This window comes from Sphingomonas sp., assembly GCF_050725575.1.
GTDB lineage: Bacteria > Pseudomonadota > Alphaproteobacteria > Sphingomonadales > Sphingomonadaceae > Sphingomonas.
This window is the reverse complement of the sequence record NZ_JBOHHW010000009.1, coordinates 96543-113095: the sequence shown is the minus strand read 5'-3', so window position 1 is coordinate 113095 and position 16553 is coordinate 96543. Positions and strand designations below refer to the sequence as shown.

Annotated in this window: 18 protein-coding genes; 5 read left to right on the top strand and 13 right to left on the bottom strand. The window is 64.7% G+C overall.

What is annotated here, in order from left to right:
* Nucleotides 1-42: 42 nt before the first annotated feature.
* On the bottom strand, nt 43-849 hold the full coding sequence (locus ACRECS_RS08815) for a helix-turn-helix domain-containing protein (RefSeq protein WP_431582585.1): 807 nt from the start codon (nt 847-849) through the stop codon (nt 43-45).
* 9 nt (nt 850-858) lie between these two features.
* On the opposite strand from ACRECS_RS08815, the gene ACRECS_RS08810 reads away from it, so the two are divergent.
* Nucleotides 859-1347, top strand: a complete 489-nt coding sequence (locus tag ACRECS_RS08810; protein WP_431582584.1) for a nuclear transport factor 2 family protein — start codon at nt 859-861, stop codon at nt 1345-1347.
* 88 nt (nt 1348-1435) lie between these two features.
* Here ACRECS_RS08810 and ACRECS_RS08805 read toward each other — a convergent pair whose 3' ends face one another.
* Both ACRECS_RS08805 and ACRECS_RS08800 read right to left on the bottom strand, forming a co-directional pair.
* The gene (locus ACRECS_RS08805) at nt 1436-2215 is read right to left on the bottom strand and encodes a SapC family protein (protein ID WP_431582583.1); all 780 of its coding nucleotides are present in this window, start codon (nt 2213-2215) and stop codon (nt 1436-1438) included.
* Nucleotides 2216-2283: 68 nt separating this feature from the next.
* Nucleotides 2284-3732: an FAD-binding oxidoreductase gene (locus tag ACRECS_RS08800; protein ID WP_431582582.1), complete on the bottom strand. Its 1449-nt coding sequence runs from the start codon at nt 3730-3732 to the stop codon at nt 2284-2286.
* A gap of 133 nt (nt 3733-3865) precedes the next feature.
* Here ACRECS_RS08800 and ACRECS_RS08795 point away from each other — a divergent pair, with 133 nt between their 5' ends.
* The 3 genes from ACRECS_RS08795 (at nt 3866) to ACRECS_RS08785 (ending at nt 6143) form a co-directional block, all read left to right on the top strand.
* A complete protein-coding gene (locus ACRECS_RS08795) occupies nt 3866-4339 on the top strand; it encodes a hypothetical protein (protein WP_431582581.1) in 474 nt (157 codons plus the stop codon).
* Nucleotides 4340-4462: 123 nt separating this feature from the next.
* Nucleotides 4463-5932, top strand: a complete 1470-nt coding sequence (locus ACRECS_RS08790; RefSeq protein ID WP_431582580.1) for a DEAD/DEAH box helicase — start codon at nt 4463-4465, stop codon at nt 5930-5932.
* 4 nt (nt 5933-5936) lie between these two features.
* Nucleotides 5937-6143: a DUF1289 domain-containing protein gene (locus ACRECS_RS08785; protein ID WP_431582579.1), complete on the top strand. Its 207-nt coding sequence runs from the start codon at nt 5937-5939 to the stop codon at nt 6141-6143.
* A gap of 150 nt (nt 6144-6293) precedes the next feature.
* Here ACRECS_RS08785 and ACRECS_RS08780 read toward each other — a convergent pair whose 3' ends face one another.
* From ACRECS_RS08780 to ACRECS_RS08765, 4 genes are all read right to left on the bottom strand, one after another.
* On the bottom strand, nt 6294-6914 hold the full coding sequence (locus ACRECS_RS08780; RefSeq protein ID WP_431582578.1) for a glutathione S-transferase family protein: 621 nt from the start codon (nt 6912-6914) through the stop codon (nt 6294-6296).
* 49 nt (nt 6915-6963) lie between these two features.
* Nucleotides 6964-7839 carry a dienelactone hydrolase family protein gene (locus ACRECS_RS08775; RefSeq protein ID WP_431582577.1) on the bottom strand — a complete coding sequence of 292 codons (876 nt, stop codon included), beginning with the start codon at nt 7837-7839 and terminating at the stop codon, nt 6964-6966.
* A gap of 48 nt (nt 7840-7887) precedes the next feature.
* Complete coding sequence (locus tag ACRECS_RS08770; RefSeq protein WP_431582576.1) at nt 7888-8976, bottom strand: MBL fold metallo-hydrolase; 1089 nt, start codon at nt 8974-8976, stop codon at nt 7888-7890.
* 74 nt (nt 8977-9050) lie between these two features.
* Complete coding sequence (locus ACRECS_RS08765) at nt 9051-9905, bottom strand: LysR substrate-binding domain-containing protein (RefSeq protein ID WP_431582575.1); 855 nt, start codon at nt 9903-9905, stop codon at nt 9051-9053.
* A 111-nt stretch (nt 9906-10016) separates the two neighbouring features.
* Between ACRECS_RS08765 and ACRECS_RS08760 the strand changes: the two genes are divergently transcribed.
* A complete protein-coding gene (locus ACRECS_RS08760) occupies nt 10017-11546 on the top strand; it encodes an MFS transporter (RefSeq protein ID WP_431582574.1) in 1530 nt (509 codons plus the stop codon).
* 63 nt (nt 11547-11609) lie between these two features.
* Here the strand turns inward: ACRECS_RS08760 and ACRECS_RS08755 are convergent, their stop codons facing one another.
* The 6 genes from ACRECS_RS08755 to ACRECS_RS08730 all read right to left on the bottom strand — a co-directional run bounded on the left by ACRECS_RS08755 (nt 11610) and on the right by ACRECS_RS08730 (nt 16544).
* On the bottom strand, nt 11610-12290 hold the full coding sequence (locus ACRECS_RS08755; protein ID WP_431582573.1) for a cell cycle transcriptional regulator TrcR: 681 nt from the start codon (nt 12288-12290) through the stop codon (nt 11610-11612).
* A gap of 283 nt (nt 12291-12573) precedes the next feature.
* Entirely contained in the window at nt 12574-13110 is a 537-nt protein-coding gene (locus tag ACRECS_RS08750) for a hypothetical protein (RefSeq protein WP_431582572.1), read from the bottom strand.
* A 104-nt stretch (nt 13111-13214) separates the two neighbouring features.
* The gene (locus ACRECS_RS08745; protein ID WP_431582571.1) at nt 13215-14240 is read right to left on the bottom strand and encodes a glycosyltransferase family 4 protein; all 1026 of its coding nucleotides are present in this window, start codon (nt 14238-14240) and stop codon (nt 13215-13217) included.
* Nucleotides 14241-14245: 5 nt separating this feature from the next.
* Nucleotides 14246-15148 carry a UDP-2,3-diacylglucosamine diphosphatase gene (locus ACRECS_RS08740; RefSeq protein WP_431582570.1) on the bottom strand — a complete coding sequence of 301 codons (903 nt, stop codon included), beginning with the start codon at nt 15146-15148 and terminating at the stop codon, nt 14246-14248.
* Nucleotides 15149-15238: 90 nt separating this feature from the next.
* Nucleotides 15239-15856, bottom strand: coding sequence for a glutathione S-transferase family protein (locus tag ACRECS_RS08735; RefSeq protein ID WP_431582569.1), 618 nt, complete (start codon nt 15854-15856; stop codon nt 15239-15241).
* Nucleotides 15857-15971: 115 nt separating this feature from the next.
* A complete protein-coding gene (locus tag ACRECS_RS08730) occupies nt 15972-16544 on the bottom strand; it encodes a hypothetical protein (protein ID WP_431582568.1) in 573 nt (190 codons plus the stop codon).
* Nucleotides 16545-16553: the final 9 nt, after the last annotated feature.

The following is a 16553-nucleotide window of genomic DNA, read 5'->3' as shown; positions in this document are numbered from 1 at the left end:
CCAGCTTCGCTGGATGGCGGCACCGGCCCGCTCGATCAAACTCTATCCCTCCATCGCCAGACCGCCTTTGGCGAGACGCGAGGGCTCCATGCCGAACATGGCGCGAAATGCCGCGCTGAAATGCGCCGATGAGGCGAAGCCGCCGTCCATCGCCGCGGCGGTCAGGGTTTCGCCGCGCGCCATGGTGCCGATCGCGGTGCGCATCGCGGCCCACAGCCGGTAGCGACGCAGCGGCACGCCGGTCGCGGCCTTAAACACATGGCGCAGGCGCGATTCGGACAAGCCGGTCCGTGCCGCGAGCAGATCCAGCGAGGGGCGCTCGCCGGCCTGCGCATGGAGCATCGCCAGTGCGGTCTCGACCCGCGGGTCGATCGGGCGCGATGCCCCGGCAAGCAGCGAATCCAGCGCGGCGCGCGTCGTCGGCCAGTCGGCCCTGTTATCGGCCAGCGCGGTCATCACGCCGATCAGGGCATCCTCTTCGCCCAGGTCGAATGCGGCATGCGGCGCCGGCGCCCGGGCCGAAGCGCGCAGCCGGGCAAGGTCGTCGCTGAAGGGATCGACATACAGGAACGCCATACGCCCCTGCGTGTCGGTGAAATGGTGCAGCCGGCCGGGCGGAATGACGACGCTGCGGCAGCGGCGATAATGCCCCGACGTCTCCGCCGGCGGGTCGGCGACGCCGAATGCGCCGTCAAGGGCAAGCGCGATCACTGCGACGGCATTGCGATGCGCGGAGAGATTGAGCGCCGGCCCCACATACAGCGCCCGCGCACCCCAGGCGAAGATGCGCGCCGCCGGCGGTTGGGGGGCAGCCGCATCATGAAAGCGTGATCGGGCCGGATTTGCCATGATCGCATCATGCAACATGAATGGACACGGCGCACCATGGTCAAGGCGATTACCCTGCTCGGCGCGGTTGGCGCATTGCCGGCAACGGCCGGTCCCAGTTCCGGACCGGGCGAAGCGGCAGTGCGACAGGCGCTGAAGCGCTATGCGGCGGCCTGGACGAGCGGTGATCTGGCCGCGATCGTGGCATGCTATCATGATGACTTCACGCTGCATTATTTCGGCCAATCCGCCCTGTCGGGCGATCATGTCGGCAAGGCGGCGGCGCTCAGGACATTGGCGGCCTTTGCGCAGCGCACGCGGCGCAAGCTGATCGGCGTCACCGACATCATGGCGGGCGACCGGTTCGGCGCGATCGTGGCGCGCGAAATGCTGATGCAGGGCGACCAGCCGGTCGAGGTCGATCGTCTGCTGCTCTATCAGGTGGCCGACGGGCTGCTGATCGAATGCTGGGTTCATGACCAGGACCAGCGGCTGATCGATACGATCATCGGCGAATGACGCCGGCACGAGATGGAGCCGGAACGGACAGCGCCCCTGCCATGACCATCGGTCATGACAGAGGCGCTGCGGATCTTTATCGTTCAGGTCAGATGGTCAGTTCGGGCACCGGCATCTTGCCGAGCTGTACCTGGCGCGCGAAGATATCGCGCATCAGCGGCAGCGAGAACAGATGTGCATAGAGCAGCGGCAGCATGCCGTTCTTGTGGATCTTGCGCAGCTGATCGCCGCGCAGATCGGCGAGCTTCTCTTCATTGACCATCTGGAAGCCGCGATAGACGAAGGGCTGTTCGGCGCCTTCGGGCTGGATCGAGACTTCGCCTTCCATCAGCAGGCCCATTTCGCGCAGCTCGCCCATGAACTGATTGGTGCGGGCGCCGGCCTGTTCGAACGATTCGTTGAACGCGAGGACGTTCTTGACCAGCTCGGTCGGCTGGCCGTCAGCGAACAGCGGCTCGCCATCGTCGAAATTGCCCAGTGCCTCCGAGGTCGGATCGAAGCACAGCGACAGTTCCTGTGCATCGGGACGCAGCCGCGCGAGCATATAGGGATAGCGGCGGACATAGGCCGGCACGTAGAAATTATTCTCGAGCAGCTTGCCGTCGTCGCCGATGAAGACGTTGACGCCTTCGTTCAGCCCCATCAGCGCGATCGGGATCGCATCGTCGCCGGCGGTGAAGACGATCGGCATGAAACGCTGCGCCAGGGTGAATTCGTCGACCGTGATCGGAATGGTGTGCTGGTTGACCAGGAACGGTGCGCTGTCCATCGCCCGGGCGCGATAATTGGCATGGGCTTCGGATGAGAGCGGCTCTAGCGCGTTATAGAAGAGCGGCAGTTGCGATTGCTGTTGCGGCGCGCTGGCCATTGGAATCTCCATTGAAAACGATCGTCGTTGATCGGGCGCACACTACGCGAGCCGAATGGCTCGTGGCTCTATGGCTTGGCGGGCGTCGGCGCAAGCGTCACGAGCTTCCCGGGATTGAACAAGCCATGCGGATCGAGCGCACCCTTGATCGCGCGCAGCACGGCCATGCGCGCGGGCGAGGACAGGCGTTCGAGTTCGCCAAGCTTCATCTGGCCGATGCCATGTTCGGCGGAGATCGATCCGCCGCTTGCCACGACGAGATCGTTGACGAAGCGCGTCACGCCCGGCGCATCCTCCGCATACCAGCGCGCCGGATCGACCCCGGCGGGCGCGCGGACATGGAAATGGACATTGCCGTCGCCGAGATGGCCGAAAGCGCTGGCATGCGTGCCGGGAAATGCCGCCTCGCAGGCCGCCGCGGCCTCGATCATGAAGCGCGGCATGACCGAGACCGGGACCGAGATGTCGTGCTGCACGGCGGGGCCGGCGGCGCGTTCGGCCTCGGAGATCGAATCGCGCAGCCGCCAGAACGCCTCGGCCTGCGCCTCGCTTGCGCCGATCACTGCGTCATTGGCCATGCCATCCGACAGCGCGGCGGCGAGCAGGCGCTCAAGCAGCGCCGCGGGCGATTCGGCCGCCTCGTCGGTCGCGACCGATTCGATCAGCACATGCCAGGGATGACTGCCGCCGAGCGGCGCCCGCGTGCCGGGGATGTGGCGCAGCACCAGGCCAAGCGAATCGGCCGGGATGATCTCGAAGCTCTCGATCGAGTGAGTCGCGGCTTCGAGCCGGCGGAGCAAGCGGAGTGCCGCCTCCGGGCCTTCCAGCCCGACCCAGGCGACCGCGCGCGCCGTGACGGCGGGGACGAGACGCAAGGTCGCCGCGGTGACGATGCCGAGCGTCCCTTCCGCGCCGATCAGCAGTTGGTTGAGATCATAGCCGCGATTGTCCTTCTTCAGCGCGGCGAGGCCGTCATGAATCGAACCGTCAGGCAGCACCGCTTCGACGCCGGCGACGAGCGCGCGCATCGTGCCGAAACGCAGCACCTGCGTGCCGCCGGCATTGGTCGAGACCAGCCCGCCGATCGTCGCGCTGCCGCGTGCGCCAAGCGTGAGCGGGAAACGGCGGCCCTGTGCGAGCGCCGCGGCATGGAGATCGGCGAGAATCACGCCCGCCTCGGCGATGGCGAGATTGTCCGCCGGCCTGACGCTGCGGATATGGTTAAGCCGGCGCAGCGACAGGATCAGCGCGGATCCGTCCGTGGGCGGTGTCGCGCCGCCGACCATGCCGGTATTGCCGCCCTGCGGCACCAGCGCGACGCCCTGTTCCCCGGCCAGCGCCACGATCGTCGCGACGCCCGCGGTGCTGTCAGGCGCGAGGATCGCCGGGCTCGCGCCGTGATAGCGGCCACGCCAGTCATGCAGCCAGGGGTCGATATCGGCAGGATCGGTCAGCACTGCCTTGGGCCCAAGCGCAGCGCGGACGGACTCAATCAGCAGGGATTGGGCGGATGTCATGGCGCTGCGCTATCACGCGGCGCGGTACAGGCCAATTGCGGTGCGCTCAAAAGCGACACACCGCCGAATGCTGCGCGGCCAGTGTCATTAGTTCATCGACTGTTCAAACGTTTGCGGTAATTGTTGGCGGTTCATGCCGAATCCGATCGTCCCTGTTGTGATCCTATTGCTGGCCGCCCCGCCCCCGACCGACAAGGATCAGGGTAACAGGGGCGTGTTGGTCGCACAGCTGACGATTCGGCAGCGGATCATCATCCGCGTGCCGCGCCCGCCGGTCGGTCCGCCGCCAATGGCCGATATCGTCATACCGGATTCACCACGGCGCATGGCCGAGAAGAACGGTCCCAAATGCATCCCGGTACAGAATCTCGCCGGGTCGGCGGAGGCACGCAAGGACAGCGTCGATTTGATGATGGCCGATGGCAGCAGGATGCGGGCGAAGCTCGATCATGATTGCCCCGCACTCGATTTCTACGCCGGCTTCTACATCAAGAAGACTCCCGACGGCATGATCTGCGCCGAACGCGACATCATCCGCTCGCGCTCTGGCCGCGCCTGCCCGATTTCTTCGTTCAAACGGCTTCAATCCAAACGCGGAAGAGATTAGGGCTTTAATTGCTCGTCGCGTAAAGTCGGACGAGCGCCTTTACCTTGACTTTTGCCCTCTTATCCGCAAGCGCACCATTACTGGCTGGTGGCTTTCCCCAAGCCTGATTTTTCCGGACACAGCATGACTTTTGCCGATCTCGGCCTTTCCGACGAACTCCTAAAAGCCGTGAACGAGTCCGGTTATACCGAACCGACTCCGATTCAGGCGAGCGCGATCCCGAGCGTGCTGATGATGCGCGACATCGTCGCCATCGCGCAGACCGGCACGGGCAAGACCGCGGCCTTTGTGCTGCCGATGATCGATATCCTCGGCGAAGGGCGCAGCCGCGCACGCATGCCGCGCTCGCTGATCCTCGAGCCGACGCGCGAACTCGCCGCGCAGGTCGCGGAGAATTTCGAGAAATACGGCAAATACCACAAGCTCTCGATGGCGCTGCTGATCGGCGGCGTATCGATGACCGACCAGCAAAAGGCGCTGGAAAAGGGCGTCGACGTGCTGATCGCGACGCCGGGCCGGCTGATGGACCTGTTCGGGCGCGGCAAGATCCTGCTCACCGGCTGCTCGCTGCTGGTGATCGATGAGGCCGACCGCATGCTCGACATGGGGTTCATCCCGGATATCGAGGAAATCTGCACCAAGCTGCCCAAGCAGCGCCAGACCCTGCTCTTCTCCGCGACGATGCCGCCGCCGATCAAGAAGCTGGCCGACAAGTTCCTCGACAATCCCAAGACAATCGAAGTGGCGCGTCCCGCGACCGCCAACATCAACATCAAGCAATGGCTGGTGCCGGTCACCTCGTCGAAGAAGCGCGAAAAGCTGACCGAGCTGCTGCGCGCCGAGGATGTGCGTACCGCGATCATTTTCTCCAATCGCAAGACCACGGTGCGCGAACTCAACAAGGCGCTGCAGCGCCAGGGCTTCCGTTCGTCGGAGATTCACGGCGACATGGAACAATCGCAGCGCATCGCCGAGCTCGACCGGTTCAAGGCCGGCGACGTCAACATCCTGGTCGCGTCCGACGTCGCGGCGCGCGGACTCGACATCAAGGGCGTGAGCCATGTGTTCAACTTCGATGCGCCCTGGCACCCAGATGATTATGTCCACCGCATCGGCCGCACTGGCCGCGCGGGGGCGACCGGGGTCGCCTTCACGCTGGTGACGTCGGACGATGCCGAGAATATCCAGAATATCGAGAAGCTGACTGGCCTGAAAATCGACCGCTACGAGGGCGCAGCGGACATCGCCGCGGCCGACGATGACGGCGACGCCAAGCCGCGCGGACGCTCACGCGCCAAGCCGGCGGCAAAGGGCCGTTCAGCCAAACCGGCACCGGTCGAGGCCGATACGCCGGAGGCGGAGGAAGCCCCGGCCCGCACGCCGCGAGCGCCGCGCGATGCACGGCCTGCGCGCGACGCCCGTCCCGCCCGTGAGGAGCGGCCGGCACGTGCGGCACGGCCGCCCCGTGACGAGCGTCCTGCCCGTGACGAGCGTCCGGCGCGCGACCATCGCCGCGAGCCCGACGATGGACCCGATGACGGCTGGAACGGCCCGATGCCAAGCTTCCTGAGCGCCAAGCTCATCGTCGACTGACACCATGGGCGGGATTTTCGAAACGGTCCCGGTGGTGCGGATCGCGAGTCCGTGCATCAATATCTGCGAGATCGACGAGGTGTCCGGCCTGTGCGCCGGATGCGCGCGGACGATCGACGAAATCGCCGGCTGGACCAGCGGCACGGCCGAATGGCGCGATGCTGTGATGGCGGCGCTGCCGGGGCGGGTTCGGGACCGGAATAAGCCGTAACAGCACCGTCACCCCGGACTTGTTCCGGGGCGACGGTGCCATCGCGATCCGCTCGTTTGTAGCGCGGTGGACCCCGGAACAAGTCCGGGGTGACGGTTTGATATATTCTACCCCTGTCTTTCCCTACCCGCCTGCCATCGGCAGCGAAGATCAGGCCGGCTGCTGTGCCGGCATCAATGCATCGTCCTTGGCATTGCCGCGCTGATACGCCTCGCGCGCCGTGAGGCGGGCGACATAATCGACAAAGGCATCGCGCTTCGGCAGCGTGCCGAACTGCGTGCCCCAGGCGACCTGCGATCCGACATAGACATCGGCGGCGGTGAAGCTGTCGCCGGTGATATAGGGATGCGCCGACACTGCCTGTTCGAGCACATCGACCATCAGGTCGTAACTGCCATAGCCGGCCATCCGGCCCTGCTCGGCGGTCGGCGCGAAGCCGAGCGACTTATTGGTGACCGCTTGCTCGGTCGGTCCCGAAGCGAAGAACATCCAGCGGTAATAATCCGCCCGGTCAGCAGTCGGCGGGGCAAGGCCAGCCTCCGGAAAGGCATCGGCGAGATAGGCGCAAACCGCGGCACACTCTGTCACGACATGGCCGTTATGGACGATCGCCGGCACCTTCCCCATTGGATTGACCGCGAGATAGGCCTCGTCCTTCATTGACGACGCGAAGTCGAGCACCACCGTTTCATAATCCGCGCCAGTCTCTTCGAGCATCCAGCGCGCGATCCGGCCGCGTGACATCGGATTGGTGTAAAAGGTCAGGCTCATCGCACTCTCCATGTTCAGATTATGGAACATATATAGAACATTCGAACGGTCAGCCGTCAAGATGGCTGTGCAGGAAAGCGATGGTGCGTTCCCATGCCAGCGTCGCCGCCGCCTCGTTATAGCGTTCCTTCGAGGTGTCGTTGTTGAAGGCGTGATCGACACCCTCATAGGTATAGGCGGTCACGTCCTTGCCCGCCGCCTTGAGCGCCTCGGTCCAGGGCACGCCGGTCGCCGCAACGCGTGCGTCCTTGCCGGCATAATGGAGCAGCAGCGGCGCTTGTACCTTGGCCGCCTCTTCCGGCGCGGGTGCGGGACCGTAATAAGCGACACCCGCCGACAGCGCATCGCCCGCCGCAACCGCGACGCGGTTGACCAGCGCGCCGCCCCAGCAAAAGCCGATGATCCCCGCCTTGCCATTGCCGTTCTCGCGCGTCTTGAGCCGCGCGATCGTCGCGATCGCGCTGGCGATGACGGCATCGTAATTGGCCTTGCCGATCAGGTCGCGCGCGGCATTCTCATCGGCCGGCGTACCGCCCTGGTCGGACAGGAAATCAGGCGCGACGGCGTAGAAACCGCCCAGCGCGACGCGGCGCGCGACATCCTCGATATGTGGGGTCAGGCCGCGATTTTCATGGATCACCATCACCGCACCCGCGCCTCTCGCATCGCGCGGTGCAGCGAAATAGCCGGTCATGCTCTTGCCCGGGCCGATATCGTAGCTGCCCTTGCGCGTCACCAGGCGCGGGTCGGCCGGATCGATGATCGCGGCAGCGGCGGGCGACGCGGCAATGCCCGCGATCAGCACTTCGGCCGCGGCGACCGATCCGGCGAGCGCCGCCATTTCGCGCAGCAAGGTGCGGCGATCGCGGTGCTCATGGGTGAAGGCGTCATAGATCTGGATGGCGCGGTCGCGAAGATCGGACATTGGCGGCTCCAAAGATGAATCGCCCCCCGGCGCGGCATAACTAGCGCGTCAGATCGCGCGATACCACCACACACCGTCGACAACGTTCCTCACTGCCCTGCCCTCGATCTCGAGCCGGCGGAGATGCGCCAGCGCTTCGCCCGTCGCCATGCCAAGCATGTCGGGACCGATCGCGCGGCGGAACAGGCGGCCGAAACAATCCACCGCGCGACGCGGCTCGGACAGGAAGACTTCGAGTTCATCGAGCCGCTCATGATGCTCGCGGTCCATCGCGTCGAGCCGGGCATGGAGGCCGGTAAAGGGATCGCCATGCCCCGGCAGCACGAGCAGATCGTCACGCAAGGTCTTGAGCTTGGCGATCGAGGCAAACCATTCGCCAAGCGGGTCGGCATTGGGCTCAGTCACGCCGAGCGAGACATTGGGGCTGATCCGCGGCAGCACCTGATCGCCCGCGATCAATATGCCCGTCGCCTCGTTAAGCAGGCAGGCATGTTCCGGGCTATGGCCCGATCCGACCACCACGCGCCACGCCTGGCCGCCGATGCTCAGCGTGTCGCCATCCTTGATCCGCGTGAAGCTGAGCGGCATCGGCGTGACGATGCGGCGAAAGCCCGCCCAGCCACGCTCCGCCGCATGGGCGATCTGCTCCTCGTTCCAGCCGGCACCGACCCGCATCGCGGTGACCTCCCCCGGAATCCCGTCACGCGCATCGGCGACGAGCATCTGCGCGGTCAGCCATTCGCCGCGCGTCATCACCAAAGGCGCCGCGTGATGATCGCACATCCAGCCGGCAAGTCCGATATGATCGGGATGGAAATGCGTGCCGATCATCTGCGTCACGCGCACCCCGGAGAGCGGCCCCTTGAACACGGCCTTCCACGCGGCGCGCGCCTCGGTCGTGTTCATGCCGGTGTCGATCAGCGCGACGCCGTCTTCATCATCGAGCAGCCAGCAATTGACGTGCTTGAGTGGCCCGGGGATCCTGAGCCGGACCCAGCGTATACCCTCGGCCACCGTCATCACATCGCCATCGGCCGGTTCAGCGCCGCCGAACGGGTAGGTCAGCCCCTTGTGGCTGGTGGGCACGAAGCTCTCGTCGGGAACGAAGGCGGCATCGGACTGGGGCGCGGTCGACATAGGTTGCGGGTAGCAACGGAATGACGCGCGTGCCAACAACTATGTGTGCGTTGCTGTGACTGGACGGAATGTCTTCAATGGGAAGACGCGCGATGCTCCCGAAAGGCGCACGCCAGGGTGCGCAGTGCTTCGCGAGATTTGGTATCGGTCAGCGTGGAGTGCAGGACAATCTCAGAGGATGGCAGCGGTGGCAGTCCGAAACGCTGGCTGACCTCCACCGTGTCGGCCGGTGCGAGGCGGCAGGAAAATGCCGAGACCGCCAGACCGGCCGACACCGCCGCCGTCACGACCGACGATCCGCCGCCAAGGAAAACCTCAGTCCAGGCAATGCCGGCGGCATCGAGCGCGCGGGTCGAGATGTCGCGGACGCCGCACACCGACGACAGGGCAGCGAGCTTGAGCGGCTCACCCTGGCGATGCTCGAACTGCGGGGCGGCGAACCAGCCGAAATGCTCCGGCCCGAGGACCTCGCCGTCGCGCCGGTCATCCTCACGGCGAATGATCGCCGCATCGAGTTCGCCGCGGTCAAAGGCATCGAGCAATGCGCGTGACGTATCAAGCTGCACTTCGATCGTCAGGCCCGGGTCATGCGCGTTGAGCCGGGCCAGCAACGTGGGCACTTCGGGGCCGGCGACATGCGCGGCGATGCCCAGCGCGAAATGGCGGCGGGGCGAGGAAAGCGCCATCACCGCCCGGTCATGCGCACAGAGAAAATCGCGGGCGGATTCGAGGAACACCGCTCCTTGTGCCGACAAGCGCACCGAGCGCGGCGTTCGCTCGATCAGCCGGTGATCGAGCCGCTCCTCAAGCCGCTTCAACTTCACGCTGATCGCCCCTTGCGTGCTGCCGAGCGCTTCAGCGGCACGGGTAAAGCTTTGTAGGTCAGCGATCGTCACAAAGGCACGGACCGCGTCCACATCCAGCGTCATCACGGCATCTATCCATTTCCGTCGTCTCTGAAATATCTAATCATCCAATTCTGTTATGATCAAGCACGCATTATCTCGCATCGGCCCATCCCGGTGTCGAAAGGCCGAACCATGCCCCTCACATCCCGCAGCCAGAGCCTGATCGCACTGGCCGCCGTCTGCCTGTCCTCGCTGATGTTCGGCCTGGAGATTTCCAGCATCCCGGCGATCCTGCCGACGCTGGAGCAGGCATTGCACGCGGACTTTAGCGAGCTGCAATGGATCATGAACGCCTATACCATCGCGGTGACCACCGTGCTGTTCGCCACTGGCACGCTGGCCGACCGTTATGGCCGCAGGCGCATTTTCCTGATCGGCATCATCGCTTTCGGCGCGACATCCTTGATCTGCGGCCTCACCGGCAACGTCGCCGTGCTGATCGCCGCGCGCTTCCTTCAGGGCATGAGCGGCGGGGTGATGCTGATCTGCCAGGTCGCGGTCCTGTCGCACCAGTTCAGCGGGGCGCAGGAACGCGGCATGGCATTCGGCTGGTGGGGAATCATCTTCGGCATCGGCCTCGGCTTCGGGCCGATCATCGGCAGTGCGATCGTCGCGCTGTCGAGCTGGGCCTGGGTCTTCCTGGTCCATGTCGTGCTCGCCGCAATCACCGCGCTCCTCGCCGTCATCGGCGTCCGGGAATCGCGCGATCCCGGTGCGGAAAGCCTCGATATGATTGGCATCCTCACGCTTTCCTTGTCGGTCTTCTGCCTCGCCTTCTACATCACGCAGGGGCCCGCGCTCGGCTTTGGCAGCCCGGTCGCGCTCGGCATCATCGGCCTGGCAGCGGCGAGTTTCATCGCCTTCATCATCGCCGAGAAGATCAGCCCCCGGCCGATGATCGACTTTTCGGTCTTCCGCATCCGGGCCTTTTCCGGCGCAGTGGTCGGGTCGGCGGCGATGAACATCAGCTTCTGGCCGTTCATGATCTACCTGCCGATCTGGTTCCATGCCGGGCTTGGCTATGACACCGTCACGACCGGGACGGCGCTGCTTGCCTATACACTGCCGGCGCTGCTGGTGCCGCCGGTCGCGGAGCGGCTGGCGCTGCGCTACCGCGCCGCTCTCGTCATTCCGGCCGGGCTATTCGTCATCGGCCTGGGATTCTTCGTGATGAAGGCCGGCAGCGCCGCCGCGGACGCGAGCTGGGTGACGATGCTGCCCGGCGCACTGCTTGCCGGGATCGGCATCGGCCTGACCAACACGCCGGTCACCAATACCACGACGGGCGCGATCTCGAGCGACCGCGCCGGCATGGCATCGGGTATCGACATGAGCGCGCGGATGATCTCGCTCGCGATCAACATCGCGATGATGGGCTTCATCCTGATCAGCGGTGTCGCGACACATCTCAGAAGCGTGTTGCCAGCGTCAGTCGATGATGCGGCACTGCGCTCGCTGGCGGAACGGATCGCCGCCGGCAACACCGCCGCCGTGCCGGAACTGTCCGGCGCAGTGGTTCACGACGCGCTGGTCAACGGCTTTGGCTGGGTCATGCTCTATGGCGGAATCGGCGTCTGGACGCTGGCCGGGATCAGCTTCGTGGTGTTCGGCGCGCGCGAAGAGGCCCAGACGGCAGAGGCGGCGAGCCCCTGCACGTCATGATGGCGTGTCGATAAACGGCGGGCGCCATGCACCAGCCTTGGCCGGCGCGCGGCGACCGACCGATCAGCGCTTGAACAGATTCTCGGCGGTCGGCTCGGCCGAGGCGGGCGCCTCGCCGGCTTCGACCGCTTCAGCGTCGAGCACGGCCTGGGCACGCTGCGCGCGCAGCTCAGTGATCAGCGCCTCACGATCGCCCTCAAGCCGCGTATCGACCGGCGCTTCGAGACCCGCCGCCTTGGCCGCCTTGGCCACCGCCGCGTCGAGCTCGCGCTGCGTGGTCAGGCCCAGGGTGACCGGATCCTTCGGCGTGATGTTGGCGATGTTCCAGTGGCTGCGGTCGCGGATCGCCGCGATCGTGGTACGGGTCGTGCCGATCAGGTTGCCGATCGCGCCATCCGTGATTTCCGGATGGTTGCGGATGATCCAGGCGATGCCGTCGGGCTTGTCCGAACGCTTCGACACCGGCGTGTAGCGCGGGCCCTTGGTGCGGCGGACCTGTTCCGGACCTTTCAGGATCTTGAGCGAATATTCCGGATCGGCCTGGCCCTTGTCGATTTCTTCCTGGGTCAGTTCATGGGCACGAACCGGGTCGCGGCCGGTCAGTTTGGTCGCGGCGGTATCATCGGCGATCGCCTGGATTTCGAGGATGTGCAGGCCGCAGAATTCAGCGATCTGCTCGAACGAGAGCGAGGTATTGTCGACGAGCCACGACGCGGTCGCATGCGGCATGAGCGGCTGAGCCATGGTGAAACTCCTTAAAAACAGAAAGGGCCGCCCCTTTCGGAGCGGCCATGTGCTGGCGCCCGACTTACTGCGGATGGCGCGGAGTGGCAAGGCATTGCCTCCCCATCCCCTTGTGCACTGGCGATCACCCTGTTTCTCGCTACGCGCGGCAAACAGTTTATCGACCGACTGGCCATTGGCGCGAAGGATCCTTTCGACCCTTTTGCGGCCTTCATAACAGGCCAGGGCCGGCACATGCCGGCTGGTAGCCTTCAATCCCGGACGCTCACGCGCCCAGCGGCCGCTATTCCACGCCCAATAGCATTCTGTAGAAGTCGCCATGCGCAGGGCCGCCCGCAAGCAGTATGCAGCGGTCAAGGGTTTGGCATTGCAGTTCCGACCCGGATTGATCGATCGCGATGCCAGCGCCCAGATATTTTGCTGCCGCCGCAAGTGCTGCGAGCAAGCTAGTTCCATCCCGCGCGCACGTCCATATCGTGTGGTCTGGACAAGTAATATCTCGCACCGTCACCTCGCCGGAAGAAGCTTCCAGGGCCAAGTAATCGGCTTCCACCTGCCCTATAATATAGCCGTATGACACTTGCTCCGGGACATGGCAGAAGCGCACCATTCCTATTTCGACATTGCTGGCGTCATAGCGCGCAAAAAGATCATTGAGCGTGGAGTCTGGTAGGCTGGTATCCTGCTCAACTGCGCGCTCGCGTACCTCAAAGGTGGCAATTATATCCGCAGCTTCGTCGCTGCTAAGTCCTTCTCCCAATAGAGATACCATATCGGGCTTTGCTGCTTGAAGGGCATTCTTGAATGACAGCGCGTCCATAGTTGTCCTATTGATAATTACGGTGACACTGTCGCCGCAATAACCAGAGAAGCAGACGCTCGTCTCTGGCAGGTCAGACGGCAAAGCGGTATCGCAAAGGCAGCTCAGGCCGCGGCGGCCTCGTCACCGAATGCCGGCACCAGCGCACCGAGGAACTGGCGCGCGCTCGCTTCCCAGGTGAAGGTCTGGCCGTAAGCCATGCAGGCCGCGCGGTCGCGGGTCAGCGCCGCCGCGATCGCCGTGTCGAGATCCTCGTCCATCGCCCCGACCCGGTCGTTCAGGATGTCGATCGGCCCGGTCACCGGATAACCCGCGACCGGCACGCCGCACGCCAGCGCCTCGATCATCACCAGCCCGAACGTGTCGGTCCGGCTCGGGAAGACGAACACATCGGCGGCGGCATAGCAGGCGGCGAGATCGGCACCGAAGCGGGGACCAAGGAACGTCGCGTCCGGATATTTCGCCTCCAGCGCGGACCGTGCGGGGCCATCACCGATGATCACCTTGGTGCCGGGCTGACTGGTCTGCAGGAACGCCTCGATATTCTTTTCCACCGCGACGCGGCCGACATAGAGCTGGATCGGGCCCGGCAGCGCCTTGATCGCGGGATCGGGCGCGACATCGGCACCGAAGACCGACAGGTCGACCCCGCGTCCCCAATGCCGGATGCGGGTCAGGCCATGCGCCTTCAGCGTCTCGGCAATCGACGATGTCGAGGCGAGGATCGACTGCGCCGGGGCATGGAACCAGCGGATATAGCGCCATACCCATTCGGGGTTCACGCCGGTCCGCGCCGCGACATAATCGGGGAACTGAGTGTGATAGGCGGTGGTGAAGGGAAATTCGCGGCTGAGGCACCAGCGCCGCGCCGCGACGCACACCGGCCCCTCGGTCGCGAGATGGATCGCATGCGGCGCGAAATCCTCCAGCATCTTGCCGACCGTATAGGTGCTGGCAAAGGCGAGGCGGATTTCCGGATAGGTCGGGCACGGCACCGAATAGAACAGGTCGGGCGAGACGATCAGCACTTCGTGGCCCAGGCGCTCGAGTTCGGCACGGACCATCTGCAAGGTCCGCACGACCCCGTTGACCTGGGGCGTCCACGCGTCAGTGGCGATCGCGATGCGCACTTTGGTCAGGCCGCCATCATCTCGATCCCCGCGCGGGCTTGTCCTGGTGCGTCATCGGGCAGTTCGCGCCGGGCGATCTCGTCGGCCCAGTGGATCAGCTCCATGCGGCCGTCGAAATGTTCGACCAGCGCCGTGCATCCCTCCACCCAGTCGCCATCATTATAATATTCCACGCCGCCGATGTCGCGGAACTCGGCGGTGTGGATATGGCCGCAAACGACGCCGTTGACGCCGCGGCTGCCCGCCGCCTGCGCCACGACTTCTTCGTAATTCGAAATGAATTCGACTGCGTTCTTCACCTTGGCCTTCGCGTGTTTCGACAGTGACCAGTAAGGCAGGTCGAAGAAGCGGCGATACGCATTTACCCAGCGGTTCAGGGCCATCATGAATTCATACGCGACATCGCCGACATGCGCCAGCCAGCGATGCGTCAAGGTAATCGCGTCGAATTCATCGCCGTGCAGCACGAGCAGGCGGCGGCCATCGGCGGTTTCATGGATCGCCTGGCGGCGGATCGACACGCCGCCGAAATCGAGCCCGGAGAATTGCCGGAACACCTCATCATGATTGCCCGGGATATAGATCACGCGGGTGCCGCGCTTGGCGCGCTTCAGCAACCGCCAGACAATATCGTTATGCGCCGACGGCCAGTAGAATTTCTTCTTCAGCCGCCATCCGTCGATGATATCGCCGACCAGATACATGGTCTCGCTGTCGACATGATCGAGAAAGTCGATCAGCATCGTCGCGTTGCAGCCGCGCGTGCCGAGATGCACGTCGGAAATCCAGATCGTGCGATATTGCCGCCGCCCCTCCACGATCCGCTCCGGAATCACCGGATGGGAATTGGCGAAGTCCGCCAGATCGGTAATATTGCCGTCGCTTACAAGCTTGCTGATGACGTTCATGGCCTCGCCCCGCTAAGGTTTCCCATTGCAGCGGCTATGACGATGTCGTGTTACATTTAGAATCGTGACGCGTGACAGTTCCGTGTCAGTTCAAGCGTCCAATGTTACATGCCCCGGCGTCGTCGCGACTTGCGCGGTCCATCTTTGTACGGATGGGTAGCGAGACAGATCGAAGCCTCCCTCGTTGGCGACATGGGTATAAGCGTAAAGCGCAATGTCGGCGAGCGTCAGCCGGTCGCCGACAAAATAATCGCGCGCGCGCAAATGCTCGTCCATCAGCGCAAGCGCCGCCTCGCCCGCCGCCTGTTTGAGCGGGAGCTGCGCGCGCTGCGTCTCGTTCAGCCCGCCCTCGCCGATGAACAGGCGCCAGAAGCGCAGTGTCGCGACATTGGGTTCGTGATTATATTGTTCCCAGAACATCCAGCGCATCATATCCGCGCGCTCGAACCGGTCCGCCGGGATCAATGCCGACCCGTCGGCAAGATACAGGCATGCCGCACCGCTCTCGGGCAGGAATTGATCACCGATCTGGAGCACCGGAATACGCCCATTGGCGTTGACGCTGCCGAGAAAATCCGCCGTCCGCGTCTCGCCTGCCAGGATGTCATACTCGCGCCGCTCGACCGGCAGGCCGAGATAGGCCGCGGTGAGGCGGATCTTGTAGCAATTTCCGGACTGGGCATATTCATGAAGTATCAGGCTGGACATCGCTGCGGCTCCCCTCGGCTGGCGCGCCCTTCATGACGCGCCAGCGGGTTGCGTCAAATCAAAGCGGCGGCGCAATTGACAAGCCCGCCTTGTGAAAGCGCCTGTCCGATCCGGCTCACGCCACGCGGGTCCAGTCCATGTACCAGTTTTCCGCCCAGCTCTTGCCGCCGTCGCGCGAGACGGTCTGATACCAGCGGTGCGAGGTCGGGGTGATCCGGTCCCATATCCCGCGCACCAGCATCCTGGCGCCGCCGTCCATTTCCTCGGACTCGAACGTGCCGACGCCGTCCCGGAACACGCCCAGCTGTCCCGGCACAGTGACCACGCCCGACTTGCCATTGACCCAATGATCCGACCAGAGTCGCTTTTCGAGATCGAGCAGGCGCAGCCCCATGCCGGAGAAGTCGCGCGCAGGGATGCGCAGTTCCTCGACGCTGCACACCCCGCCCAGGATCGCGCGCACCGTCGCTTCGCCGGGAAACTCGATCCACTCGCTCGCCGTGCCCGGTTTGATCATGCGGTTGTGAATCCGCCATTCGCCGGTCAGGAAGTCGAAATCGCCCGGCTTGCCCAGCGGTTCGACCCCGGCCGCGCTCGCCGCCGTCACGCCGCCTGTGAGCGCCAGTTGCGCGACGATCAGGCCCGCTGCGCCCTGCAACATTGTCCTGCGTCCGATTGTCTGTGCCATGTCCATTCC